Origin of the sequence: Modestobacter versicolor (genome assembly GCF_041028285.1) — a bacterium.
GTDB lineage: Bacteria > Actinomycetota > Actinomycetes > Mycobacteriales > Geodermatophilaceae > Modestobacter > Modestobacter versicolor_A.
Genome location: NZ_JABGDB010000007.1, coordinates 157,440 through 180,581 on the forward strand (window position 1 = coordinate 157,440; position 23,142 = coordinate 180,581).

Annotated in this window: 23 protein-coding genes, 1 tRNA gene and 1 riboswitch; of the genes, 14 read left to right on the forward strand and 10 right to left on the reverse strand. The window is 74.8% G+C overall.

All coding sequences use genetic code 11. The features are described from left to right. Positions 1 to 29: 29 nt before the first annotated feature. Genes HL054_RS19400 through HL054_RS19410 form a run of 3 tightly spaced genes read left to right on the forward strand, consistent with a single transcriptional unit; the run spans position 30 to position 2,721 of the window. Complete coding sequence (locus HL054_RS19400) at positions 30 to 809, forward strand: glycoside hydrolase family 16 protein (protein ID WP_369140720.1); 780 nt, start codon at positions 30 to 32, stop codon at positions 807 to 809. Between the two features lie 59 nt (positions 810 to 868). Continuing rightward, positions 869 to 2,053: a glucose-1-phosphate adenylyltransferase family protein gene (locus HL054_RS19405; RefSeq protein ID WP_369140721.1), complete on the forward strand. Its 1,185-nt coding sequence runs from the start codon at positions 869 to 871 to the stop codon at positions 2,051 to 2,053. A 50-nt stretch (positions 2,054 to 2,103) separates the two neighbouring features. Next, positions 2,104 to 2,721, forward strand: coding sequence for a DUF4304 domain-containing protein (locus HL054_RS19410; protein WP_369140722.1), 618 nt, complete (start codon positions 2,104 to 2,106; stop codon positions 2,719 to 2,721). A 4-nt stretch (positions 2,722 to 2,725) separates the two neighbouring features. Here HL054_RS19410 and HL054_RS19415 read toward each other — a convergent pair whose 3' ends face one another. Then, entirely contained in the window at positions 2,726 to 3,418 is a 693-nt protein-coding gene (locus HL054_RS19415) for a UdgX family uracil-DNA binding protein (protein WP_369140723.1), read from the reverse strand. Positions 3,419 to 3,571: 153 nt separating this feature from the next. Between HL054_RS19415 and HL054_RS19420 the strand changes: the two genes are divergently transcribed. The 3 genes from HL054_RS19420 to HL054_RS19430 all read left to right on the forward strand — a co-directional run bounded on the left by HL054_RS19420 (position 3,572) and on the right by HL054_RS19430 (position 6,794). Then, the gene (locus tag HL054_RS19420; protein WP_369140724.1) at positions 3,572 to 4,480 is read left to right on the forward strand and encodes an ABC transporter ATP-binding protein; all 909 of its coding nucleotides are present in this window, start codon (positions 3,572 to 3,574) and stop codon (positions 4,478 to 4,480) included. Next, positions 4,477 to 5,676: an ABC transporter permease gene (locus HL054_RS19425; protein ID WP_369140725.1), complete on the forward strand. Its 1,200-nt coding sequence runs from the start codon at positions 4,477 to 4,479 to the stop codon at positions 5,674 to 5,676. The genes HL054_RS19420 and HL054_RS19425 overlap by 4 nt, the downstream gene beginning before the upstream one ends. Positions 5,677 to 5,813: 137 nt before the next feature. Continuing rightward, positions 5,814 to 6,794: a TIGR03557 family F420-dependent LLM class oxidoreductase gene (locus HL054_RS19430; RefSeq protein WP_369140726.1), complete on the forward strand. Its 981-nt coding sequence runs from the start codon at positions 5,814 to 5,816 to the stop codon at positions 6,792 to 6,794. A gap of 105 nt (positions 6,795 to 6,899) precedes the next feature. Here HL054_RS19430 and HL054_RS19435 read toward each other — a convergent pair whose 3' ends face one another. Then, complete coding sequence (locus HL054_RS19435; protein WP_369140727.1) at positions 6,900 to 7,817, reverse strand: SMP-30/gluconolactonase/LRE family protein; 918 nt, start codon at positions 7,815 to 7,817, stop codon at positions 6,900 to 6,902. Between the two features lie 96 nt (positions 7,818 to 7,913). On the opposite strand from HL054_RS19435, the gene ppc reads away from it, so the two are divergent. Further along, positions 7,914 to 10,685, forward strand: a complete 2,772-nt coding sequence (gene ppc / locus HL054_RS19440) for a phosphoenolpyruvate carboxylase (protein ID WP_369140728.1) — start codon at positions 7,914 to 7,916, stop codon at positions 10,683 to 10,685. 33 nt (positions 10,686 to 10,718) lie between these two features. Here the strand turns inward: ppc and HL054_RS19445 are convergent, their stop codons facing one another. The 3 genes from HL054_RS19445 to HL054_RS19455 all read right to left on the reverse strand — a co-directional run bounded on the left by HL054_RS19445 (position 10,719) and on the right by HL054_RS19455 (position 14,109). After that, positions 10,719 to 11,345 (reverse strand): maleylpyruvate isomerase family mycothiol-dependent enzyme, encoded by a 627-nt coding sequence (locus HL054_RS19445; RefSeq protein WP_369140729.1) that lies wholly within the window; start codon positions 11,343 to 11,345, stop codon positions 10,719 to 10,721. 206 nt (positions 11,346 to 11,551) lie between these two features. Beyond that, the gene (locus tag HL054_RS19450) at positions 11,552 to 12,685 is read right to left on the reverse strand and encodes an aminotransferase-like domain-containing protein (protein WP_369140730.1); all 1,134 of its coding nucleotides are present in this window, start codon (positions 12,683 to 12,685) and stop codon (positions 11,552 to 11,554) included. A gap of 35 nt (positions 12,686 to 12,720) precedes the next feature. Continuing rightward, positions 12,721 to 14,109, reverse strand: a complete 1,389-nt coding sequence (locus HL054_RS19455; RefSeq protein ID WP_369140731.1) for an FAD-dependent oxidoreductase — start codon at positions 14,107 to 14,109, stop codon at positions 12,721 to 12,723. 81 nt (positions 14,110 to 14,190) lie between these two features. On the opposite strand from HL054_RS19455, the gene HL054_RS19460 reads away from it, so the two are divergent. Then, positions 14,191 to 14,499 carry a putative quinol monooxygenase gene (locus tag HL054_RS19460; RefSeq protein ID WP_369140732.1) on the forward strand — a complete coding sequence of 103 codons (309 nt, stop codon included), beginning with the start codon at positions 14,191 to 14,193 and terminating at the stop codon, positions 14,497 to 14,499. 60 nt (positions 14,500 to 14,559) lie between these two features. Here the strand turns inward: HL054_RS19460 and HL054_RS19465 are convergent, their stop codons facing one another. The 3 genes from HL054_RS19465 to HL054_RS19475 all read right to left on the reverse strand — a co-directional run bounded on the left by HL054_RS19465 (position 14,560) and on the right by HL054_RS19475 (position 17,178). Beyond that, positions 14,560 to 15,369 carry an Fpg/Nei family DNA glycosylase gene (locus HL054_RS19465; RefSeq protein WP_369140733.1) on the reverse strand — a complete coding sequence of 270 codons (810 nt, stop codon included), beginning with the start codon at positions 15,367 to 15,369 and terminating at the stop codon, positions 14,560 to 14,562. An 84-nt stretch (positions 15,370 to 15,453) separates the two neighbouring features. Then, the gene (locus HL054_RS19470; protein WP_369140734.1) at positions 15,454 to 16,821 is read right to left on the reverse strand and encodes a cryptochrome/photolyase family protein; all 1,368 of its coding nucleotides are present in this window, start codon (positions 16,819 to 16,821) and stop codon (positions 15,454 to 15,456) included. Positions 16,822 to 16,857: 36 nt separating this feature from the next. Further along, on the reverse strand, positions 16,858 to 17,178 hold the full coding sequence (locus HL054_RS19475) for a GNAT family N-acetyltransferase (protein WP_369140735.1): 321 nt from the start codon (positions 17,176 to 17,178) through the stop codon (positions 16,858 to 16,860). Positions 17,179 to 17,374: 196 nt separating this feature from the next. Between HL054_RS19475 and HL054_RS19480 the strand changes: the two genes are divergently transcribed. Next, positions 17,375 to 17,450, forward strand: a tRNA-Arg gene (locus tag HL054_RS19480). Positions 17,451 to 17,463: 13 nt separating this feature from the next. On the opposite strand, the gene HL054_RS19485 is transcribed toward HL054_RS19480, so the two are convergent. After that, positions 17,464 to 18,939, reverse strand: coding sequence for a SulP family inorganic anion transporter (locus tag HL054_RS19485; RefSeq protein ID WP_369140736.1), 1,476 nt, complete (start codon positions 18,937 to 18,939; stop codon positions 17,464 to 17,466). A gap of 294 nt (positions 18,940 to 19,233) precedes the next feature. Between HL054_RS19485 and HL054_RS19490 the strand changes: the two genes are divergently transcribed. Beyond that, complete coding sequence (locus HL054_RS19490; RefSeq protein WP_369140737.1) at positions 19,234 to 20,352, forward strand: acyltransferase family protein; 1,119 nt, start codon at positions 19,234 to 19,236, stop codon at positions 20,350 to 20,352. Positions 20,353 to 20,371: 19 nt separating this feature from the next. Here the strand turns inward: HL054_RS19490 and HL054_RS19495 are convergent, their stop codons facing one another. After that, entirely contained in the window at positions 20,372 to 21,040 is a 669-nt protein-coding gene (locus tag HL054_RS19495) for a class I SAM-dependent methyltransferase (protein WP_369140738.1), read from the reverse strand. An 83-nt stretch (positions 21,041 to 21,123) separates the two neighbouring features. Between HL054_RS19495 and HL054_RS19500 the strand changes: the two genes are divergently transcribed. The 4 genes from HL054_RS19500 to HL054_RS19515 all read left to right on the forward strand — a co-directional run bounded on the left by HL054_RS19500 (position 21,124) and on the right by HL054_RS19515 (position 22,964). Beyond that, a complete protein-coding gene (locus HL054_RS19500) occupies positions 21,124 to 21,720 on the forward strand; it encodes a helix-turn-helix domain-containing protein (RefSeq protein ID WP_369140739.1) in 597 nt (198 codons plus the stop codon). Positions 21,721 to 21,743: 23 nt separating this feature from the next. Then, positions 21,744 to 22,166 carry a hypothetical protein gene (locus HL054_RS19505; RefSeq protein WP_369140740.1) on the forward strand — a complete coding sequence of 141 codons (423 nt, stop codon included), beginning with the start codon at positions 21,744 to 21,746 and terminating at the stop codon, positions 22,164 to 22,166. A 57-nt stretch (positions 22,167 to 22,223) separates the two neighbouring features. Further along, positions 22,224 to 22,288: riboswitch (guanidine-III (ykkC-III) riboswitch) on the forward strand. Positions 22,289 to 22,300: 12 nt separating this feature from the next. Further along, on the forward strand, positions 22,301 to 22,615 hold the full coding sequence (locus HL054_RS19510; RefSeq protein WP_369140741.1) for a DMT family transporter: 315 nt from the start codon (positions 22,301 to 22,303) through the stop codon (positions 22,613 to 22,615). A 52-nt stretch (positions 22,616 to 22,667) separates the two neighbouring features. Then, positions 22,668 to 22,964, forward strand: coding sequence for a hypothetical protein (locus HL054_RS19515; RefSeq protein WP_369140742.1), 297 nt, complete (start codon positions 22,668 to 22,670; stop codon positions 22,962 to 22,964). Positions 22,965 to 23,142 lie beyond the last annotated feature (178 nt).

The following is a 23,142-nucleotide window of genomic DNA, read 5'->3' on the forward strand; positions in this document are numbered from 1 at the left end:
TCCGCCCGGCCGGGCCCTAGCCTGCCCAGGTGCTCCGAGACGCTGCGCGGTGGGACTTCGCCGACGACTTCGACGGTGCCGACCTGGACCGGGACGTCTGGGTGCCGCACTACCTGCCGGCCTGGAGCTCCCGCGCCGCGACCGCCGCCACCTACGAGGTGCGGGACTCCTGCCTGCACCTGTCGGTCCCGCCCGGGCAAGGCCTGTGGTGCGGCGACGACCACCGGCCGCCGATGCGGGTGTCCGGCGTCCAGTCGGGCAACGGGTCCGGGCCGGTGGGCAGCACCACCGGCCAGCAGCCCTACCGCGACGGCCTCGTCGTCCGCGAGGAGCAGCCGCCGCACCGGGGCTGGACGCCGCGGGGCGGGCACCTGGAGGTGCGCGCGCGGGCGGAGCTGTCGCCGCGGTCGATGGCCGCCTGGTGGATGGTCGGCCTCGAGGACCGGCCGGAGCGCTCGGCGGAGATCTGCGGAGCCGAGGTGTTCGGCGACGCCGTGGTGCCGGGGGAGTCGGCCGCCGTGGGCGCGGGCCTGCACCCGTTCCGCGACCCGGCCGTCGCCGACGACTTCGCCGCCGTCCGGCTGCCGCTGGACGTCGCGGAGTTCCACACCTACGCGGTCGACTGGACGCCCGAGCGCGTCGACTTCCTGGTGGACGGCGCCCGGGTGCGCAGCGCCGCGCGGCCGCCCTGGTACCCGGTGCAGATGATGCTGGCCGTCTTCGACTTCCCGGAGCGGTCGACCGGGGACGACACCGACGCCGTGCCCGAGCTCGTCGTCGACTGGATCGCGGGCTCGGCCTCGGCCTGACCGGCGCGCCCACCGGGTCGTTGGTGCTTGCACCTGGGGTGCCCGGGTAGCGGGGACCCATGGCGCTCCCGAAGGTCCTCGTGCTCGTGCTCGCCGGTGGCAAGGGCAGCCGGCTGGAACTGCTGACCGAGACCCGGGCCAAGCCCGCCGTCCCGTTCGCCGGTGTCTACCGGCTGGTCGACTTCCCGCTGTCCAACTGCGAGCACTCCGGCATCGCCGACGTGTGGGTGTCGGTGCAGTACCAGCCGCAGTCGCTGTCGGAGCACCTGGCCAACGGGCGGCCGTGGGACCTCGACCGCACCACCGGCGGGCTGATGATGCTGCCGCCGTTCCAGGGCAGCGAGCGCGGCGGCTTCACCGAGGGCACCGCGGACGGGCTGTGGCGGCAGGCCGAGCTGATCCGGCAGCACGCCCCCGACGCGCTGGTCGTCGTCAGCTCCGACGCCGTCTACAAGCTCGACTACCGCGAGGTGGTCGACGCGCACCTGGCCTCCGACGCCGAGGTCACGATGGTCACCACCGAGGTCGAGCGGGACGACGCCGCCCGGTACGGCATCGTGCAGGTGGACGACGAGGGCCGGGTCACCGACTACGCCTACAAGCCCGACGAGCCGGCCACCACCACGGCCACCAACGAGGTGTTCGTCTTCTCGCCCACGGCGACGCTGGACCGGCTGGAGGCGTTGGCCGCCACGGTCGGGGAGGACGGGCTCGAGGACCTCGGGAACCACCTGCTGCCCGCGCAGACGAAGGACGGCCTGGCCCGCGCGTACCCCCTGCAGGGCTACTGGCGGGACGTCGGCACCGTCGAGTCCTACTGGCAGGCCCACCAGGACTTCCTCCTCCCGGACCCGCCCATCGACCTGGACGAGCGGAGCTGGCCGGTGCACACCCGCGGCGGCCGGCACAGCGCCGCCCGGGTGCTGGCCGGCGGCAACGTCGACGGCAGCCTGGTCTCCGGCGGCACCCGGGTGGCGGGGACCGTCCGGGGGTCGGTGCTCTCGCCGGGCGTGGTGGTCGAGGAGGGCGCCACGGTCGTCGACTCGGTGCTGCTGCCGGGCGTGCACGTGCGGGCCGGTGCGACGGTCACCCGCGCGGTGCTGGCCGACGGCGTGGTGGTCGGGGAGCGGGCGACCGTCGGTGGCGACGGCGACATCACGCTGGTCGGCCGGTCGGCGACGGTGCCCGACGGCGGCGAGGTGCCCGCCGGCGGCCGGCTCCCTGAGCCCGAGTCCGGACGCTGACCGGAGGCCGGGCGCGCGGCGGTCCGGACCGACGTCCTACCGTTGCCCCGGTGACGGCCCAGGACGCCTATCGCGAACTGCTCCGCGACCACGTCGGCCCGGCGCTGCGGGCCGAGGGCCTGACCGGCTCCGGCACGGTGTGGACGCTGCCCTCGGACACCCACTGGGTGACCGTCGGCTCCCACGCCTCGGAGGGCTCGACCGAGCAGCGGGTGGTGTTCACCGCCGACCTCCGGGTGCTGTCCAAGGCGCTGTGGGCGGCGGAGGACGTGCCGGCGGGGCGGTGCCCGGCGCGGCCGTGCGCCACCGCCGACCACGGCCTCGGCTGGTTCGAGCGGATCGGTGCGGTGCTGCCGGGCTCGACCGGGGACCACTGGTGGGCGGTCACCCCGGACGACGACCTGCACCGGCTGGCCGGCGACGTCCTGCGCGCCCTGCAGGACGCGGCGCTGCCGGCGATGCGGGAGGTGCTGGCGGCCGAGCGGGCCCGCCGTCCCGGCTGCTCGCGCAACGTCGGCGGCCGGGACTGGTACCGGCCCTGCCCGGCGCCGGCCGACGTGGCGTTGGCCGGGCACGGCCGCCGGGTGTTCCGCTGCGCCGGGCACGCCGAGGAGCCCAGCACCGAGCACGACGGCACCGTGGTCGGCCGCTGGCCGGCGCTGGTCTGACCGGTCACGCGAGCGCGCCGGCCACCACCCTGAGGTCGGCCACCAGGGCGTCGTAGGCGGCGGCCCGGGCGTCGTCCGGCGTCCGCAGCACGGCGGAGGGGTGCGCCGTCGCCAGCATCCAGGTCTGGGTCGGCACCTCCTCCTCGGGCTCGTCGCCGTCCGCGTCGGGCTCGGTCAGCAGGACGGCCTGCCGACCCGGCGGCGTCCAGGGCAGCAGCTGCCCGCGGTCCCTGGTGATCCGGAACGACGGCGAGATGAGCGCCTTGGCCGCGACCGCACCCAGGCAGACGACGACCTCCGGCTGCAGGACGGCGAACTCCGCCTCCAGCCACGGCCGGCAGGCCCGCAGGTGCTCGGCGCCGGGGGACTGGTGGATCCGGCGCTTGGGCGTGGGCGTGAACCGGAAGTGCTTGACCGCGTTGGTGATGTAGGCGTCGCGCCGGTCGATGGCCGCGTCCGCCAGCGCCCGGTCCAGCAGCCGGCCGGCCGGGCCGACGAACGGCTCGCCCGCCCGGTCCTCCTGGTCGCCGGGCTGCTCCCCGACGAACACGATGCGGGCGGTCTCCGGCCCCTCGCCGAACACGGTCTGGGTGGCCGGCTCCCACAGCTCGCAGGCCCGGCAGCCGGCCGCGGCCTCGCGCAGACCGGTCAGGCCGACCCCGCCGGGCGGCTGCGCGGGGGAGTTCTCGCTGCTCATGTCCTGATGACACCGGAAACCGGGCCGGGCCGCAGCGCGGGACGTCGACTGCGACGCACCGGACAGTTCACTTGACGAGACGGAAAGTCGTAGGCCAGTCTTTCCGGCATGGAAAGTCGAGAGGGCAGGGACGCGACGACCCCCGGAGGAGCAGTGCTCGAGTTCGACGGCCTGTACAAGGCCTACGGCAGCAACCAGGTGCTGGAGGGGGTCGGGTTCGGCGTCGCCGCCGGCCAGATGTTCGGCTTCTGCGGGTCCAACGGCGCGGGCAAGACGACGACCATGCGCATCGCGATGGGCCTGGCCCGCGCCGACGCCGGGGAGGTCCGCTGGGCCGGCCGGCCGGTCGACGAGGCCGTCCGCCGCCGGATCGGCTACATGCCCGAGGAGCGCGGGCTCTACCCGAAGATGAAGGTCGGCGAGCAGCTCACCTACTTCGCCCGGCTGCACGGCATGGACGCCGCCCCCGCTGCCCGCGCCGCCGGCGCCTGGGCCGAGCGGCTCGGGCTGGGCGAGCGCCGCGACGACCGGGTGGAGAAGCTGTCGCTGGGCAACCAGCAGCGGGTCCAGCTCGCCGCGGCGCTGGTCAGCGAGCCGGACGTGCTGATCCTCGACGAGCCCTTCTCCGGCCTGGACCCGGTCGGCGTCGACTCGCTGGCCGACGCGCTGCTGGAGCAGTGCCGGCGCGGCGTCCCGGTGGTCTTCTCCAGCCACCAGCTCGACCTGGTCGAGCGGCTGTGCGACGCGGTCGGCATCCTCGCCCGCGGCCGGATCGTCGCCAGCGGCAGCGTGGCCGAGCTGCGGACCTCCGCGGCCGGCCGCCAGCTGCGCGTGGTCGCCCCCGACGCCGCACCCGGCTGGGCCGCGGCGGTGCCCGGGGTGCGGGTGGTCTCCGAGCAGCGCGGCGACGCCGTGCTCGAGCTGGCGCCCGGCACCGACGACCAGCAGGTGCTCGCCGCCGCGCTGGCCACCGGCCGGGTCACCCACTTCGCCTGGCGCGAACCCACCCTCGTCGAGCTCTTCCGCGACGCCGTCACCGACACCCGGGAGGTGGCGGCATGACCGCCCCCGCGCACAGCGACGTCACCCCGCACAGCCCCGCCCAGCTGGTCCGGCTGGTGGCCGGCCGCGAGGTCTCCACCCGGATCCGGGACAAGGGGTTCCTGATCGGCTCCGCCGTGCTCATCGTGCTGATCGTCGGCCTGCTGGTGTTCCAGGTGGCGATCAACAGCGGCTCGGAGACGACCAGGATCGCGGTCGTCGGCGGCAGCGAGGCGGTCACCGGCGCGCTGGAGACCCAGGCGGAGGCGCTGGACGTCGACGTGCAGGTCACCGAGTACGACGACGAGGGCGCCGCCCGCACCGCGGTCGAGGACGGCGACGTCGACGGCGCCCTGCTCGACCCGGCGGGTGCCCGGCCCGAGCTGCTGGTGGAGAACGACGGCGGCCAGGTCGAGACCCTCGTGCAGGGCGCGGTGCAGGGGCTGTCGATCAGCCAGCAGCTCGCCGACGCCGGGGTGCAGCTGACCAGTCCGCCGGAGGTCGAGGTCGTCGCGCTGGACGCCGACGCGGACGCCGACGTCGAGGCCGCCGTCGTCGCCCTGGTCGGGGTGGTGGTGCTCTACAGCCTGCTCATCCTGTTCGGGCAGTTCGTGGCGCAGGGCGTGGTGGAGGAGAAGTCCAGCCGGGTCGTCGAGCTGCTGCTGGCCACCATGCGCCCGTGGCAGCTGCTGGCCGGCAAGATCCTCGGCCTCGGGCTGCTCGGGCTCGGCCAGATGGTGGTGATCGCCGTCGTCGGGGTCGCCGGTGCGCTGGCCTTCGACGTCGTGGAGCTGCCCGGGCGGCTCATCGGCACGGTCGTCACCGTCGTCGCCTGGTTCGTGCTCGGCTACGCCTTCTACGCGTCGGTGTTCGCCGCCGCGGCGTCGCTGGTGAGCCGGCAGGAGGACCTGGGCAGCGTGATCACCCCGGCGTCCATCGTGCTGGTCGTCGGCTTCGTCGTCTCCGTGCAGGCGGCCCAGGACCCGACCGGCTCGCTGGCCACCGTCACCTCGTTCGTCCCGGGGCTGTCGCCGCTGGTCATGCCGGTGCGGCAGGCCGCGGGCGGGGCGGCGTGGTGGGAGGTCGCGGTGGCCGTCGTCCTGATGCTGGTGGCGATCGCGGCCATCGTGCGGATCGGCGGGCGGGTGTACGCCGGCGCGCTGCTGCGGACCGGCGGCAAGGTGAAGTTCCGCGAGGCGCTCTCCGCCGAACGCTGACGCGGCCTGCCTGCCCCCCCGGGATCAGGTGACCTGGTCGTGCGTGCTCCTGGCTCAGCTCCCGACGTGAGCCAGGAGCACGCACGCTGAGCCAGGACGCCGTTCGGTCGCCGGGACGGCGGGGTAGCGGCTGCGGCATGAGCATGCAGCTGGGCTACACGATGATGACCGAGCAGGCCGGTCCCAAGGACCTGGTCTCCCACGTGGTCGGCGCCGAGGCGGTCGGCTTCGACTTCGCCGTCAGCAGCGACCACTTCTTCCCGTGGCTGGACGAGATGGGCCATGCGCCCAACGCCTGGGTCACCCTCGGCGCGGCCGCCCAGGCCACCAGCCGGATCCCGCTGATGACCTACGTGACCTGCCCGATCCTGCGGTACCGCCCGGCCGTCGTCGCGCAGCAGGCGGCCACCCTGCAGCTGCTGGCCGACGGGCGGTTCACCCTCGGCCTGGGCGCGGGGGAGAACCTCAACGAGCACGTGATCGGCGAGGGCTGGCCGCCGGTCGCCGTCCGGCACGAGATGTTCGCGGAGGCCGTGCAGGTCATCAAGGAGCTGCTCGCCGGCGACGGGTACACCACCTTCCACGGCCAGTACTACGACGTGGACGGCGGCAAGGTCTGGGACCTCCCCGAGGGCGGCGTGCCGATCGGCATCGCGGTGTCGGGGCAGAAGTCGGTCGCGCTGGCCGCCGAGTACGCCGACGTGCTCATCGCCACCGAGCCCAAGCCGGAGCTCACCGAGCAGTTCGAGAAGGCCGGCGGCGCGGGCAAGGACCGGGTCGGCCAGATGCCGATCAGCTACGGCACCGACAAGGCCGCCGCCGTCACCCGCGCGCACCAGCTGTTCCGCTGGTTCGGCCTGGGCTGGAAGGTCAACGCCGACCTGCCCGGCACCGCCGGCTTCGACGCGGCCAGCCAGTTCGTCCGCGAGGAGGACGTCGAGGGCTCCATCCCCTGCGGGGACGACGTCGAGGCGGTCATCGAGGCGGCGAAGGCCTACGCCGAGGCGGGGTTCAGCCACCTCGCGCTGGTGCAGATCGGCGGCGACCAGCAGCGCCCCTACCTGGAGTGGGCCGAGCGCGAGCTGATGCCCGCCTGGCGCGAGGCCTTCGGCTCCTGAACCCCGAAGATGGCCATCTTCGGGCCTCCCCGTACGCCGAAGATGGCCATCTTCGGCGCGGACCGGGCGGCGGAGATGGCCATCTTCGCCCTGGGGCGGTCGGGGTCAGGTCTCGCGGAGGGCGGTGAGCGGGCCGCGGTAGGGGTTGGCCGGGGGGCCGCTCACGCCGGGCCGGACGGTGAAGAGCTTCCCGGCGTCGGGTCGGGCGGCGCGGGCGGCGTCGTCCATCCCGTGCACCGAGGTGCTGATCACGAGCAGGTCCCCGGCGAACGCGCAGCTCGTGGTGTTCTCCGCCGGCACCTCGACCACCGCCAGCAGGTCCCCGTCGGGGGAGTACCGCCGCACCTGGCCGCCGCCCCAGAGCGCGGTCCAGAGGCAGCCCTCGTCGTCCACGGTGAGGCCGTCGGCGACGCCGTCCGGGTCGTCGGTGAAGTCCAGCAGCACCCGGCGCTGCCCGGAGGTGCCGGTGGCCGGGTCGTAGTCGAGGGCCCACACCTGCTTCGCGCCGGAGTCGGACAGGTACATCGTGCGGTCGTCGGGCGACCAGCCGAGCCCGTTGGAGACGGTCAGCCCGTCGAGGACCGTGCGCACCGTCCCGTCGAGGTCGAGCCGGTGCAGGCTCCCGGCGCCGGGGCGCTCGTCGAAGGCCATCGTCCCGCCGAAGAACCGGCCGGCCCGGTCGCAGCCGCCGTCGTTCATCCGGGTGCCGCCGGCTTCGGCCGACCCGCCCTCGCCGGCCAGCTCGACCAGCACGTCCGCCTCGCCGTCGGCGGACAGCCGGGTGATCCCGCCGTCGGCACCCAGCAGCCAGCCGCCGGCCTCGACCGGGACGACGAAGCCCACGGTGCCCCCGCCGCGGTGCTGCGCCACGTCGACGACGTCGTCCCCGTCCACCCGGCCGCGCCGCACCAGGCCCGCGGTGATGTCGACCCACACCAGCTCGGCGGTGGCGGCGTCCCAGATCGGGCCCTCCCCGTGCTCGGCCGGGGCGGAGGTGGCCGGCGTCGCGGTCAGTCGCTTCATGGCGCCCATCTTCTCGGGTGACCTCGACCGGCGCTGGCCCGCTCCTCCGCGGGGCACGTCACCGGCCCGACACACCCGCCCCGGATACTGCGCGTCGTGTCCGAAGCCACCGTCGACGTCGCCGACCTGCACGCCCCCGACGACCGGGCGTCCGAGAACCCGCTGCGGGAGGACATCCGGCTGCTGGGCCGGGTGCTGGGCGAGGTGATCGGCGAGCAGGCCGGCGCCGACGTCCTCGAGCTCGTGGAGTCCACCCGGGTCGAGGCCTTCCGCATCCGCCGGTCCGAGGTCGACCGCGGTGAGCTGGCCCAGCGGCTGGCCGGGCTCGACCCGCGCGAGGCCACCCACGTCATCCGCGCGTTCAGCCACTTCTCGCTGCTGGCCAACATCGCCGAGGACGTGCACCACGAGCGCCGCCGCCGGCACCACCGCCGTGCCGGGTCGCCGCCGCAGAAGGGCAGCCTGGCGGCGAGCCTCGACCTGCTGGACGCCGCCGACCTCGACCCCGCCGTCGTCGCCCGCGAGCTGACCGGCGCGGTCGTCGTCCCGGTCGTGACCGCGCACCCCACGGAGGTGCGGCGCCGGACGATCTCGCAGGTCCAGCAGCAGGTCAGCGAACTGCTGCAGCGCCGGGACGTCGACGACCCGGCCTGGTCGGCGCACCTGTGGCGGGAGGTGCTCACCCTCTGGCAGACCGCGCTGCTCCGGCTCAGCCGGCTGCGGCTGGCCGACGAGATCGACGAGGCGCTGCGCTACTACGACCTGTCGCTGTTCGAGGTCGTGCCGGAGATCAACGCCGCCCTGCGCCGTGCGCTGCGCGAGCGCTGGCCGGACGCCGACCTGCTGGCCACCCCGATGCTGCGGCCGGGCTCGTGGATCGGCGGGGACCGCGACGGCAACCCGTTCGTCACCGCCGACGCCGTCCGGCGGGCGACCACCTCCCAGGCCCGGACGGCGCTGCGCCACCACCTGGCCGAGCTGGTCTGCCTGGCCGACGAGCTGTCGATGTCCGACCGGCTGGTCACCCCCACCGACGCGCTCTACGCGCTGGCCGAGGCCTCCGGCGACGACTCGCCGTTCCGCGGCGACGAGCCCTACCGGCGGGCGCTGCGCGGGGTGTACCGGCGGCTGGCCGCCACCGCGCTGCGGGTGCTCGGAGAGGTGCCCGGTCCGTCCCCGGACGCCGAGCTGCCGCCCTACGACCGCCCGGCCGAGCTGATCGCGGACCTGGAGACCGTCGACGCCTCGCTGCGCGGGCACGGCGCCGGAGCGCTGGCCGACGACCGGCTGGCCCGGCTGCGCGAGGCGGTCGAGGTGTTCGGCTTCCACCTGTGCGGGCTGGACATGCGGCAGAACTCCGCGGTGCACGAGGAGGTCATGGCCGAGCTGCTGGCCTGGGCCGGCGTCTGCGAGGACTACGCGTCGCTGGACGAGGCGGCCCGCGTCGAGCTGCTGACCGGGGAGCTCCGGCTGCGCCGGCCGCTGGTGCGCCGGGACGCCGAGCTGTCCGAGCTGGCCCGCGGCGAGCTGGACCTGCTGGTCGCCGCCGCCGAGCAGGTCGCGCTGCTCGGCCCGGAGTCGATCCCGAACTACGTGATCAGCATGTGCGAGTCGGTCAGCGACGTGCTGGAGGTCGCCGTCCTGCTCAAGGAGGTGGGCCTGCTCGACCCCGGCGCCGAGGGCGGCCCGCGGTGCAGCGTCGGCATCTCACCGCTGTTCGAGACGATCGAGGACCTGCAGGCGGCCGGCGCGATCCTCACCGCGATGCTCGGCCACCCCCTGTACCGGGCGCTGGTGGCCGACCGCGGCGACGCGCAGGAGGTCATGCTCGGCTACTCCGACAGCAACAAGGACGGCGGCTACCTCGCCGCCAACTGGGCGCTGTACCGGGCCGAGCTGGCGCTGGTCGAGGTGGCCCGGGCCGACGGCGTGCGGCTGCGGCTGTTCCACGGCCGCGGCGGCACGGTCGGCCGCGGCGGCGGCCCCAGCTACGAGGCGATCCGGGCGCAGCCGCCTGGCTCGGTCGCGGGCGCGCTGCGGATCACCGAGCAGGGCGAGGTGATCGCGGCCAAGTACGCCTCCCCGCACCTGGCCCGGCGCAACCTCGAGGCGCTGGTCGCGGCGACCCTGGAGTCGACGCTGCTGGACATCGAGGGGCTCGGGGACGACGCCGAGGAGACCTACGCGCTCTTCGACGACCTCGCCGCCCGGGCCCGCTCGGCGTACGGCGCCCTGGTGCACGAGACGCCGGGGTTCGTGGAGTGGTTCCGCGCCGCGACACCGGTGCGCGAGCTGGCCGAGCTGAACATCGGCAGCCGGCCGCCGTCCCGCAAGGCCGGTGACTCGATCAGCGACCTGCGGGCCATCCCGTGGGTGTTCAGCTGGTCGCAGGCGCGGATCATGCTGCCCGGCTGGTACGGCACCGGGTCGGCGCTGGAGTCGTGGGTCGACGGCGACCCCGGCCGGCTGGCCCAGCTGCAGGACCTGCACCGGCGCTGGCCGTTCTTCCGCACCGTGCTGTCCAACATGGGCATGGTGCTGGCCAAGACCGACCTGGAGCTGGCCGCGCGCTACGCCGAGCTGGTGCCCGACCCGGAGCTGCGGCAGCTGGTGTTCGGCCAGATCACCGCCGAGCACGAGCGGTCGGTGCGGATGCTGCTGGCGATCACCGGCGATGACCACCTGCTGGCCGACAACCCAGCCCTGGCCCGGTCCATCCGCAACCGCTTCCCCTACCTGGAGCCGCTGCACCACCTGCAGGTGGAGATGCTGCGCCGCCGCCGCGGCGGGGACGACGACGAGCTGGTGCGCCGCTGCATCCAGCTCAGCGTGAACGGCGTCGCCACCGCCCTGCGCAACAGCGGGTGAGGTCCGTGCAGTTCGGGCTCGGGTCGTCGACCGTCAGGCCAGTCGACTCCGCAACGTCGGGACGCCGTCGCCGCTGAGGTGGTCGAGTGCGGTCGTGCGGCCCGTGATCGCCAGCAGGAGTGCCTCGGCGTTCCCGTGCACCGTGGGACCACTGCCGTGCGCCCACTCGACGTCGTCCGCCTCGAACCGCAAGCCGCTCAGCGTGCCCGCGGCGACGAGGCCACCGGCGCGCCCGGCGGTCAGGAAGGTCAGCGACGTGCGCAGGCGTGCCTCCGGGACGTCGCGCGGCAGCCCCAGCGGCCAGCGGATGTCCAGGCCGTGCACCAGGAGGTCGGTGAGCGGCGCCTCGGGGCCGGCGCCGGGCGGGGTGAACCGCGAGTCGGCCTTCCGGCGCAGCACCTCGACGAGCTCGCCGAACGGCCGACGTGCCTGCTCGCGGGTCAGCCGGACGTTCGCGCGGTCGAAGTCCCCGCGACAGGCGAGCATGGCCAGCACGAACTTCGGGATGCCCACCTCCAGGGGCACGACCAGGTGTGCGACCACGTCGTGCACCCGCCAGGCGGCGCACAGGCTCGGCGTCGCCTGCTGCTCGGCCGTGAGCCCCGACAGCAGGGCCGCCAGACCGCGACGCTCGTCGGCGATCTCCGCGAAGGTGTCCACGAGCTCATCGTGGCAGGACCGGAGCCGTCCCCGCCCAGCCGTCCACCGGCCGCCGTCCGCGTGCCGCCGTCCGCGTGCCGCCGTCCGCGTGCCGCCGTCCACCGGGGATCAGGTCAGCTCACCGCAGCTGCTCCTGGCTCACCTCACACGGTGAGCCAGGAGCACGCACGATCAGCTGACCTGATCCCGGGGGACGGCGGGGTGGGTCAGGGGCGGGCGGCCTCGACGGCCTCGGCCAGCCGGCGGACGCCCTCGTCGACGTCCCCGGGCTGCACCGCGGAGTAGGCCAGCCGGAAGGAGTTCTCGCCTCCCTCGAGCAGGAAGTCGGTGCCCGGCACGATGGCGACCCCGCGGGCGGCCGCCTCGGTGGTGATCCGGGCGACGTCGTGGCCCTCGCCCTCGGGCAGGGTCACCCACAGGAAGTAGCCGCCCTCGGGACGGCGGAAGGTCGCCTGCGGCAGGTGCGCGCGCAGGGCGTCGTCCAGCAGCCCGACCCGCTCGGCCAGCGCCGACTTCACCCGCTCCAGCGCCGCCGGGAACCGGTCGCCCTGCAGGTAGGCGTGGACGGTGCCCTGGGCGACCATGTTCGGCGCGATGTAGGTGTTCGTGGCCCGGACCTGGATCTTCTTGATCAGCGCCGGCGGCCCGACCAGGTAGCCGACCCGGATGCCGGGGCAGACGGTCTTGGAGAACGACGAGGCGTAGACGACGTGCTCGCTGGCCGCGCCGCCGTCGAGCTCCAGCATCCGCGGCAGCGGCTCGCCGCTGAACCGGATGTCCACGTAGGGGTCGTCCTCGAACAGCACGAAGCCGTACTGCCGGGCCAGCTCCAGCAGCCGCTCGCGCTTGGCCAGCGACAGCGTGTAGCCCGCCGGGTTCTGGAAGTTGGGGATGACGTGCGCCAGCGTCGGGCGCAGCCCGCCCTCGAGCAGCGCGGCCACCTCCTCGACGGCGATCCCGTCCTCCTCCAGCGTCACCAGGTGCACGTCGGCGCCCCGGTTGCGCAGACCGAGCAGGGTGCGGTCGTAGGTGGGCCGCTCGGTGACCACCGCGGCGCCGGGCGTGGCCAGCTCGTCGAAGAGGAACGCGTCGGCCTGCATCGAGCCGTTGGTGACGAGCACGTGGTCGACCGGCACGCCGTGCTTCTCGGCGATCCACTCCCTCAGCGGCACGTAGCCGACCGCCGTCCCGTAGCCGGTCAGCCCGGCCGGGTCGGCGTCGAACGCCGCGACCGCCGCCTGCTTGAGGCCCTCGACGTCGACGATGTCGGTCGACGGGGCGCCGCGGGCGAAGGAGATCGTCGTGGTGGCAGGTGAGGTCTGTACGGGGGCGCTGCTCACACCGTCGAGTGTGCCGTACCGCGCCACCCGGGGGATCAGCCCTCCTGTGCCGCGACGGCGCTGCGGACGGCGGCCAGCAGCGCCTCGCGCTCGTGCAGCGTCGTGCGGGCCCGGCCGTGGACGGCGCCCAGGGCGACCTCGGCGGCGTCGATGGCCCGCCAGTCCTCCAGCAGCACCGGGTGCCCGCCGCGGGCGCGCAGGGTGTCCAGCCAGTCGTCGTCCCCGCCGGGTCGCAGCACCCCGGCGGCCACGTCGGCCAGCAGCGCGGCGACGGTCTCCCGGGCGTCGTGCTTGTTGGTGCCGACCACGCCGGTCGGGCCGCGCTTGATCCAGCCGGCGACGTACTCGCCGGTGCTCGGCCGGCCGTCGCGCAGCACCCGCCCGGCCTCGTGCGGCACGGTGCCCCCGACCAGGGGCAGCCCGGGCAGCGCGTGCCCGGAGTAGCCGACCGACCGCACCACCAGATCGGCCGGGACGACGTCCAGCTCACCGGTGCCGACCGCGCGGCCCTCGGCGTCCACCGTCGTCCGCTCGACCTCCACTCCGGTGACCCGGTCGGTGCCCAGCAGCCGGACCGGGCGGGCGCGGAACCGCAGCCGCAGGCTGACCGTGCCGGGCGTGACCTCGTGGCCGGCGTAGTCGGCGAGCGCGGCGAGGTTGCGGGCGACGTGCCGGTCCGCGGCTGCCAGCGCCTCGGTGGCCGGGTCGGGGGCCAGGTCGGCCGGGTCGACCAGCACGGTCGCGGCCGCCAGGTGGCCGAGCTCGCGCAGCTCCTGGGTGGTGAAGCTGGCCTGCGCCGGGCCGCGGCGGCCGAGCACCGTCACCCGCTCCACCGGCGCGGCGGCCAGGGCGTCGAGCACGTGCTGGGGCATCTCGGTGGGGTGCAGCTCGGCGGGGGAGCGGGCCAGCACCCGGGCGACGTCGAGCGCCACGTTCCCGACGCCGACGACCACCACGTCGCGGGCCCGGGCGACGGCGTCCTCCACCCGCGGCCGGTCGGCGTCCGGGTGACCGCAGTACCAGGCGACCACGTCGGTGGCGGCCAGGCTGCCGGGCAGCTCCTCCCCGGGGATGCCCAGCCGCCGGTCACCGGCGGCGCCGTAGGTGTAGACCACGGCGTCGACGTGCCGGCGCAGCTCGTCCAGGGCCAGGTCGGTGCCGATCTCGACGTTGCCGACGAACCGCACCCGCTCGTGGTCCAGGGTGTGGTGCAGCGTCTCGCGCAGGGCCCGCATCTTCAGGTGGTCCGGCGCGATGCCGTGCCGCACCAGGCCGAACGGGGTGGGCAGCCGGTCGACCAGGTCGACGGCCACCGGGACGTCGTCCTGACCGGCGAGCGCGTCGGCGGCGTAGATGCCCGCCGGCCCGGCGCCGACGACGGCGACCCGCAGCACACGGCGTCCGGGCGGTGTGCGTTGGGCCACGTCCGCATCGTCGTCCCGATGGCGGGTAGGCGCCAGGGTGAACCCGGGCAGCCGTGCCCGGTCATCGCCGGAGGAGACCGCGTGTCCATCCTGATCGTCGCCACCATCTCGCCCAAGCCCGGCCGCGCCGACGCGGTGCGGGAGGCCCTCACCGCCGCCGTCCCGGCCGTGCACGAGGAGGCCGGCTGCGAGCTCTACGCGCTGCACGAGGACGGCTACGGCTTCGTGATGATCGAGCGCTGGTCGTCCCAGGACGACGTCAAGGCGCACGGCGCCGGCGAGACGTTCAACCAGCTGGCCGAGGGCATCAAGGACGACCTGACCGAGCCGATCGGCGTCCGGATGCTCACCCCGCTCCCGGCCGGCGACGCCGCCAAGGGCGCGCTCTGACGGCTCTTCTGCAGGGGCCCGCGCCGAGCTCGCGAGGGCTGGGGGGCAGCGGGGGCCTTCTCAGACGGCCTGGCAGGTCGGGCACCAGAAGAGGTTGCGGCCGACCATCACCTCGGTGCGCACCTCGGTGCCGCAGAGCCGGCAGGGCAGCCCGGCGCGCCGGTAGACGTAGTGCGCGTCCTCCCGGAGCGCCGGGCCCCGCCGGCGCTCCCGGTCGGCGCGCTCGGTGGTCACGATCCGGCCGGCCTTGACGCCGGCCCGCATCAGCACGACGAGGTCTGCCCACATCGCGGCCCAGGCCTCGGCACCGACGTCCCGGCCGGGGCGGAACGGGCTCATCCGCTGCCGGAACAGGACCTCGGCGCGGTAGACGTTGCCCACGCCGGCGAGCACCGCCTGGTCCATCAGCAGCGCGCCGATCGCCACCCGGCTGCGGGAGATGCGGGCGAACGCCTTGTCCGGGTCCGACCGGCGGCGCAGCGGGTCCGGGCCCAGCCGGTCGAGGATGAACTGCACCTCGCCGTCGGTGATCAGGTCGCAGGCGGTGGCGCCGCGGAGATCGGTCCACACGCCCTCGCCGTCCTCGCCCGGCCCCTCCCAGCGCATCCGCAGGGCGCCCCGGGGCTCGGGCGGCAGGCCCGTGCCGGAGGTGAACTTCCCGTACAGGCCCAGGTGCACGTGCACGACGTCCGGGCCGAAGGTGGCGAACAGGTGCTTGCCGTAGGAGGTGACGTCGTCGAGCACCCGGCCGTCGAGCAGCTCGGCCTGCCCGGCGAAGCGGCCCTGCGGGCTGGTCACGTGCACCTCGCGGCCGGCGAACGCGGCCTGCTGCTCGCGGGCCAGCCGGAACAGGGTGTGGCCCTCAGGCACGGGCGGCTCCCGACGTCATGACCCCAGCTTCACCGGCACCGACGCCGTCCGCCACGAACGGGGACGTGATCTGGGTCGGCACCCTCAGCGCCCGCGGACGGCGGCGTAGCGGTCCAGCGACACCTGACGCTCGTGCGCGTGGTCGACGACCGGCTCCGGGTAGCCGGCCGGGACGCCGCCGGGCGCCGTCCAGGGCTCGTGCACGTGCTGCGCGTCCAGGTCGCGCAGCTCGGGCACCCAGCGCTTGACGTAGCTGCCGTCGGGGTCGAACTTCTTGCCCTGGGTGATCGGGTTGAAGACCCGGTAGTACGGCGAGGCGTCGGTGCCGGTGCCGGCCACCCACTGCCAGCCGTGGTTGTTGCTGGCCAGGTCGCCGTCGACCAGGTGCTGCATGAAGTACCGCGCGCCCAGCGTCCACTCCTGGTGCAGGTCCTTGACCAGGAACGACGCCACGATCATCCGCACCCGGTTGTGCACGTAGGCCTCGCCGAGCAGCTGCCGCATGCCGGCGTCCACGATCGGGAAGCCGGTGCGGCCGGTCTCCCAGGCGCGCACCAGCGCGTCGGCCTCCGGGCCGGAGTCGTAGCCCATGCCCTGCAGCTCGGGCTTCAGGTACTCCCGCGCCGAGTCGGGCCGGTGCCAGAGCACGTCGGCGTAGAAGTCCCGCCAGGCCAGCTCGTCGGTGTACCGGCGGACCGACTGCTGCCCCTCGTCCGCGGCCAGGTCGGCCAGCAGGGTGCGCGGGTGGACGCAGCCGTACTTCAGGTAGGCCGACAGCCGGCTGGTGCCGTTGCCACCAGGCGGGTTGCGGCCCTGGTCGTAACCGAGCAGCCGCTCGTCGCGGAACCGGTGCCAGGCCGCCAGCGCCGCGGCCTCGCCGGCCGGGGGCAGCTCGACCCCGGAGAGGTCGGGGGCCGGCGGGGGGCCGTCGGAGCGGACGCCGGTCTGCCACGGCACGACGTCAGGGGTGACGGCGGGGGAGTGCCAGCCGTGCTCGCGCCAGGCGCGGGAGAACGGGGTGAAGACCTGGAACGGGGTGCCGTCGCGCTTGGTGACCCGGCCCGGCGCCACGGCGTAGGGCGAGCCGGTGCGCACCAGCGGGACGTCGCCCAGCGCCCGCTCCACGACCTGGTCCCGGCGCCGCCCGTAGGGCCCGGCGTCGGCGGTGACGTGCACGCTCGTCGCCCCGACCTCGTCGGCCAGCCCGGGCAGCACGGTGGCCGGGTCGCCGGAGCGCAGCACCAGGGCGCCGCCCGTCGCGGCGTCCAGCTCGTGCAGGCAGTCGAGCAGGAAGCGGCGGCGCGGGTCGCCGGAGACGCCGTAGAGCCGGTCGTCGAAGACGAAGACCGGGACGACGGTGCCGTCCGGGCCCGCGGCCTCGACCGCGGCGAGGAGGGCCGGGTGGTCGCCCAGCCGGAGGTCACGACGGAACCAGAGCAGGGCGGTCGGCACCCACCGAGCCTAAGCAACCCGGTTGCGCACCGCAGATCAGCTGTTGGCGGTGGCCAGCCCGAACGTGGGGCGGTCAGCCTCGGCGACGAGGTCCAGCAGCTCGGGGTGGTCCACCAGGTACTTGCGGACGAACGAGCAGTACGGCAGCACGTGCAGCTGGCGCTCGCGGGCAGCGGCCAGGACGCCGGCGACCAGCTGCGAACCCAGGCCCCGGCCGCCCATGGCCGGGTCGACCTCGGTGTGCGGGAGGGTCATGACGTCGCCGTCCACGTGGTAGCTCGCCAGGCCGACGACCTTCTCGCCGTCCCGGATCTCGAAGCGTCCCCGCTCGGGGACGTCGACCACCGTGATCTCCATCAGTCTCTCCACCTCCCGCGCCACCGGCGCCGTTGCCGGGGCTCGTACGTGCTCGGACAACGTAACGGTTGCGACACGTCGTCGCCCGCAAATGTACTGACGAGTTCACCCGCAGGGATGTTCCCGCACCTCTCGGTGACGACCGCTAGCCTCTGTCCCGCACACCCCGGTCGGTGGCGCCCCGCGCCGCCGACGAGCCCCCGTAGCTCAGGGGATAGAGCATCGGTTTCCTAAACCGTGTGCCGCAGGTTCGAATCCTGCCGGGGGCACCAGGTGCGCCGCGGGTCAGAGGTCGCCGAGTTGCCCGGCGTGCCGCTCGTACCGCGCGGCGGAGTGGTCGGTGAGCCCGACCACGGTGGCCCGCTTGCCGCGGGTCTCGTACTTGTGGGTGATCGCGTCCAGCGCGGCCACGCTGGAGGCGTCCCACACCTGGGCGCCGGACAGGTCGATGACGACCTCGTCGGGGTCGGTGGCGTAGTCGAACTGGGTGTACAGGTCGTTGCTGGAGGCGAAGAACAGCGCCCCGTGCACCTCGTACACCCGGCGGCCCCGGTCGTCGGTGCGGGCGGTCACCTGCACCAGGTGGGCGATGCGGCGGGCGAACAGGACGCAGGCCACCAGCACCCCGACGCCGACGCCGATGGCGAGGTTGCCCGTCCAGACGACGACGGCGACGGTCGCGAGCATCACGGCGGTCTCGCTGCGCGGCATGGAGTGCAGGGTGCGCAGGCTGTGCCAGTCGAAGGTGGCGATCGACACGAACACCATCACCGCGACCAGGGCGGCCATCGGGATGACGGCGACGACGTCGCCCAGCGCCACGACGAGCACCAGCAGGAAGGTCCCGGCCAGGAACGTCGACAGCCGGGTGCGGGCGCCCGACCGGACGTTGATCATGGTCTGGCCGATCATGGCGCAGCCGCCCATGCCGCCGGTGAAGCCGGTGACGATGTTGGCGACGCCCTGGCCCCAGGACTCCCGGCTCTTGTCCGAGTGGGTGTCGGTGAGGTCGTCGACCAGCTTGGCCGTCATCAGCGACTCCATCAGCCCGACGAAGGCGATGCCGAGGGCGTAGGGCGCCACGATGCCCAGCGTCGTCAGCGAGAGGGGGATGTCGGGCAGCGTCGGGAACGGCAGGCTGTCCGGCAGGTCGCCCTCGTCGCCGACGGTGGGCACGGCGATCCCCGCCGCCACCGTGAGCACGGTCAGCACGACGATCGCGACCAGCGGCGCGGGAACGACGGTGGTCAGCCTCGGCAGCCCGAAGACGACCGCCAGCCCGGCGGCGACCATCGGGTAGACCAGCCACGGCACGTCGACCAGCTGGGGCAGCTGCGCGGTGAAGATCAGGATCGCCAGCGCGTTGACGAACCCGACCATCACGCTGCGCGGGACGAACCGCATCAGCCGGGCGAAGCCGGCCAGCCCGAGCAGCACCTGGAACACCCCGCCGAGGACGACGGCGGCGAGCAGGTACTGCAGGCCGTGGTCGCGGACCAGGGGGGCGACCACCAGGGCGACAGCGCCGGTCGCGGCGCTGATCATCGCCGGCCGGCCGCCGGTGAAGGAGATGACCACGGCCATCGTGAAGGAGGCGAACAGCCCCACCCGCGGGTCGACCCCGGCGATGATCGAGAAGCTGATCGCCTCGGGGATGAGCGCCAGCGCGACGACCAGGCCGGCCAGCACCTCGGTGCGGGCGACGGCCGGCGACAGCCAGCTGGGGCGTCGGGGGACGAGCGGAGCGGGCAGGGAGGGCATGCCACCGTTTCGGGTCGTGCGCCGGCGGGAGCCGGGCGGAGGCGCGGGGGTGCAGGGCGGGCGCGGGGTGCAGGGCGGGAGCGGGGGTGCCACGGGCGCCGGCTCGGAGCCGCACCGCCGCGGACCCGGGGTCCGCCACCGGGACGATCCAACCCCAGGTCGAAGCCGGGCCGGCCGGTGGTGGGCGGGTCGTTGGTCACATCGGAGCACTCCCCGAGCGGCAATCTAACCTCACCTGAGGTTAGAGTCGCTCTCCGTAGCCCGGTCCCGGGCGGGGAGAGGGGGAACGGCCTGGTGAGCAGCGTCCCAGACCTGACACGCCGTGACGAACCGGCCGGGTGGCTGCGCGGGCAGTCGCTGGCCGGCGCCTTCGACCCCCGCCGCAACGCCCTCGGCTTCCTGCGGCTGCTGTTCGCCGGCGTGGTGGCGCTCATCCACGCCTGGCAGACCGGGTTCGGTCACCAGCCCTCGGTCGGCCGCACCCTGCTCGGCGACCTGGCGGTCGACGGCTTCTTCGTGCTCAGCGGGTTCCTGGTGGCTGCGAGCTGGCTGCGCCTGCAGTCGGTCCGGCGCTACGCCTGGCACCGCTTCCTGCGGATCATGCCCGGGTTCTGGGTCTGCCTGGTGGTCACCGCGGTGCTCCTCGCGCCGATCGCCGCCGTCCTGGCCGGCCGGGACGCGGGCTCGGTGCTCACCGGCGAGGAACCGGCCTGGCGCTACGTGCTCGCCAACGCAGGCCTGCCGGTCCTCCAGTACGGCATCGGCGGGGTGCCGCACCCGACCGAGGCCGGGTCGGCCGTCTTCGACGGGGCGCTGTGGACGCTGCAGTACGAGGCCTTCTGCTACGGCGTCATCGCCCTGCTGGGCGTCGCCGGGGTCCTGCACCGGCGGAGCCGGCTGCTCGCTGTCGTCGCGCTCGTCTGGGTGGCCCTGGCCGCGGAGACGGCCGGCCTGGTCCCGGTCGACGTCCCGGTGCTCGCCAACGAGCAGGTGTTCCGCTTCCTGCTGGTCTTCCTGCTGGGCGCGGCCGCCCACGTCTACGCCGACGTCGTCCCGGTGCACCGGGCCTGGGCCGTCGGCGCCGCCGTGCTGACCTCGGCGGCGCTGGTGCTGTTCGACCAGTACCGGTTGCTCGGCGGGGTCGGCTTCGCCTACCTCTGCGTGTACGCCGCGGTCCGGTCGCCCTTGAAGGGCAACCCGCGGTGGGACCTGTCCTACGGGCTGTACGTCTACCACTACCCGGTCCAGCTGCTGATGGCCCTCGGCGGGCTCGCGGTGCTGGGCGAGTGGGGCTTCGCCGCGCTCAGCATCGCCCTGGCCGCGGTGCTGGCGGCCGTCTCCTGGGTGGTGGTCGAGCGGCCCGCGCTGCGGCTGAAGGACGCCGCCTGGGTCGAGCGGCGCGTCTCCCGCTGACCCCGGCGCCGCCCGACCCTCAGCGGCGCCGGACGGCGCGGACGACGACGTCGCGCAGCGCGACCACCCGGCCGTCGGGGGCGGTGACCGAGCGCTGCTGCTCCCCGGCGGTCAGCACCTCCCAGCCGGCGTCGTCCAGCCGTCCGGCGACGTCCGCCGCGGTCACCGTCGCCTCGGCCGGCGGCTGGGGACCGTCGCCGTGCTGGGGGCCGTCGCCGTGGTGGTGGGTGGAGCCGTGCCCGACGACCAGCAGCGTGCCGCCCGGGGCGACCCAGTCGGCGATGCGTTCGTAGAAGTCCAGCTGCGGCATCGCCGGGTGCGCGTAGTGCGTGGTGACCAGGTCGAAGGCGGTGGCCGGCCGCCAGTCGCACAGGTCGGCCTGCTGCCACCGCACGCGACCGGCGGCGTCGCCTGCGACGGGCCGTTCGGCCGCCCGGGCCAGCGCCTCGGCGGAGACGTCGACGGCGGTCACCTGCCAGCCGTGCTCGGCGAGCCAGACCGCCTCCGCGCCTGCGCCGCACCCGGCGTCCAGCGCCGTGCCGGGCGCCAGGTCGCCGAGCTCGCGCGCCAGGTACGGGTTCGGCGGGGGACCCCCGGCCGGCCGGTCCTGCCAGTGGCGCTCCCAGTACGCCGCGTCGAAGTCGTGCGTCTCGTGGCCGTCCGGTGTGCCTGCGCCGTGCTCGTGCATGTCCGCTCCTCGTCGTCGGTGCCCCACGGTCACCCACCGGGCCGCAGTTGCGCAAACGTCGTTGCCGAACGGAAAATCATCGCATGGACGACGCGGTGGACCGGACCCTGGGCGCCGTGGGGCCGCGGCTCCGGTACCTGCGGCAGCGCCGCGACGTCACGCTTGCCGACCTCTCGTCGGAGACCGGCATCTCGGTCAGCACGCTGTCCCGGCTCGAGGCGGGCCTGCGGCGCCCCACGCTGGAGCAGCTGCTCCCGCTCGCCCGTGTCCACGGCGTGACCCTCGACGAGCTCGTCGACGCCCCGCCCACCGGGGACCCGCGGGTCCACCTGCGGCCGATCACCGGCGGCGACGGATCGGTGGTCCTGCCGCTGACCCGGCGGCCGGGCGGGATCCAGACGTACAAGTTCGTCCTGCCGGCAGGGCGCGACGACGCAGAGCCCCAGCTCCGCACGCACGAGGGCTTCGACTGGGCCTACGTGCTCAACGGCACCCTGCGGCTGGTGCTGGGCGAGCACGACCTGCTGCTCCGGCCCGGGGAGGCCGCCGAGTTCGACACCCGCACCCCGCACTGGTTCGGCGCCACCAGCGCCGGTCCGGTGGAGTTCCTCAGCTTCTTCGGCAGGCAGGGGGAGCGCGCGCACGTGCGCGCCGCCCCGCGGACCGGCGCAGCTCGCTGAGCCGCGTCGGCGAGACTGGGCGCATGGCAGCACGGCACCCGCGACCCCGGCCGCTGACGACGAACGAGCACGGGCTGCTCGACGCGTTGCTCTCCCACGACTTCGCCGGCGCGGGGCAGCTGCGCGCGCAGCTGCCCCGGACGACGGCGACCCCCGGCTGCAGCTGCGGCTGCGGCACCGTCGACCTGCACGTCCCGGCCGACGCACCGCCGGTCGCCGCGAGCGGGGCCGCCCCGGTCGAGGGGACCGTGGTCGGCGCGGACGGCCGCCCGGTCGGCGGCGTGCTGCTCTTCGTCGAGGACGGCCGGCTGGCCCGGCTGGACATCACCTCGCACGGGGACCCGCTGCCCGCGCCCGCACCGGAGCAGGTCACCTGGGGCCCGACCGCCTGGGCCGGCGCGGGCACCGTGCGCCGTCCGCGGCCCCGCCGCGACCAGCCCGGCTGAGCGCCGCAGGGGGTGCCGAGGGAGGGTGCCGGGGCGCTCTGCGCGTGAGAAGGTGGGAGCGGGTCTGCAACCGGATCCCCGGACGAGTACGCCGTACCCGGACAGCGACAAGACGGCGTCCCAGGGAGCACACCGTGTACTGGCTCGTCCTCGTCGTCTCCGGCGTCCTCGAAGCCGTCTGGGCCACCGCCCTCGACCGCACGCAGGGCTTCACCCGGCTGGTGCCCACCGCCGTGTTCGTCGTCGCCCTCACCGCCAGCATGGCCGGCCTCGCCTACGCGATGCGCGGCCTGCCGGTCGGCACCGCCTACGCCGTCTGGGTGGGCATCGGCGCCGCCCTCACCGCGGGCTACGCGATGGTGTCCGGCTCCGAGCCGGTGTCCGCCGTCCGGCTGCTGCTGCTCGCCGGCATCGTCGGCTGCGTCGTTGGCCTTAAGCTCGCGCACTAGCCGTCCTGGGCTGCCGCGGTAGCCCAGGTGCAGGCGGGGTAGCGCGACGGGCATGGGCACGCGCACCGCGGCGGTCGCCGCCGCCGACCGGTGGACCGACCCCGACGACGGCGTCCGCTACCCCGCCGGCGAGGTGCACGGCTGGCAGCCGGGCCGCAACGAGACCGTCTGCGGGCTGTCGCTGAGCCGGTCCCGGCTGACCCGCTTCCCGCACGTCAGCTGGGCCGACGTCCAGCCGGAGTCCGGCCGGCACGCCGAGGGGGTGCAGGTGGTCTGCCGGCGGTGCGCGGCCGGCCTGGGCGCCCGCCGGGACGACCGCGGCTGGACCCGGCGGGACCCGCGGCCCTGACCGGGCGCGCCAGCCGCTCAAGCAGTCCGTTCACCCGGTCGATCTACTGCTCGTCAGACGATCACCGAACGTGAGCGGAGCAACGAACGTGTCCAGCCCGATGGCCAGCACCCCCCGCGGCGTCACCCGCGTCCTCATCCTCGCCGACGCCCCGGTCCTGCGCCGTGGCCTGGTCGGC

What these genes read in the sequence shown, in the direction of transcription:
- HL054_RS19415 (WP_369140723.1), bottom strand. Translation starts at nt 3,418, where the DNA reads ATGAGCAGCGAGAACTCCCCCGCGCAGCCGCCCGGCGGGGTCGGCCTG.
- HL054_RS19500 (WP_369140739.1), top strand. Translation starts at nt 21,124, where the DNA reads ATGGACGACGCGGTGGACCGGACCCTGGGCGCCGTGGGGCCGCGGCTC.
- HL054_RS19435 (WP_369140727.1), bottom strand. Translation starts at nt 7,817, where the DNA reads ATGAAGCGACTGACCGCGACGCCGGCCACCTCCGCCCCGGCCGAGCAC.
- HL054_RS19475 (WP_369140735.1), bottom strand. Translation starts at nt 17,178, where the DNA reads ATGGAGATCACGGTGGTCGACGTCCCCGAGCGGGGACGCTTCGAGATC.
- HL054_RS19505 (WP_369140740.1), top strand. Translation starts at nt 21,744, where the DNA reads ATGGCAGCACGGCACCCGCGACCCCGGCCGCTGACGACGAACGAGCAC.
- HL054_RS19515 (WP_369140742.1), top strand. Translation starts at nt 22,668, where the DNA reads ATGGGCACGCGCACCGCGGCGGTCGCCGCCGCCGACCGGTGGACCGAC.
- HL054_RS19405 (WP_369140721.1), top strand. Translation starts at nt 869, where the DNA reads ATGGCGCTCCCGAAGGTCCTCGTGCTCGTGCTCGCCGGTGGCAAGGGC.
- HL054_RS19485 (WP_369140736.1), bottom strand. Translation starts at nt 18,939, where the DNA reads ATGCCCTCCCTGCCCGCTCCGCTCGTCCCCCGACGCCCCAGCTGGCTG.
- HL054_RS19425 (WP_369140725.1), top strand. Translation starts at nt 4,477, where the DNA reads ATGACCGCCCCCGCGCACAGCGACGTCACCCCGCACAGCCCCGCCCAG.
- HL054_RS19495 (WP_369140738.1), bottom strand. Translation starts at nt 21,040, where the DNA reads ATGCACGAGCACGGCGCAGGCACACCGGACGGCCACGAGACGCACGAC.
- HL054_RS19430 (WP_369140726.1), top strand. Translation starts at nt 5,814, where the DNA reads ATGAGCATGCAGCTGGGCTACACGATGATGACCGAGCAGGCCGGTCCC.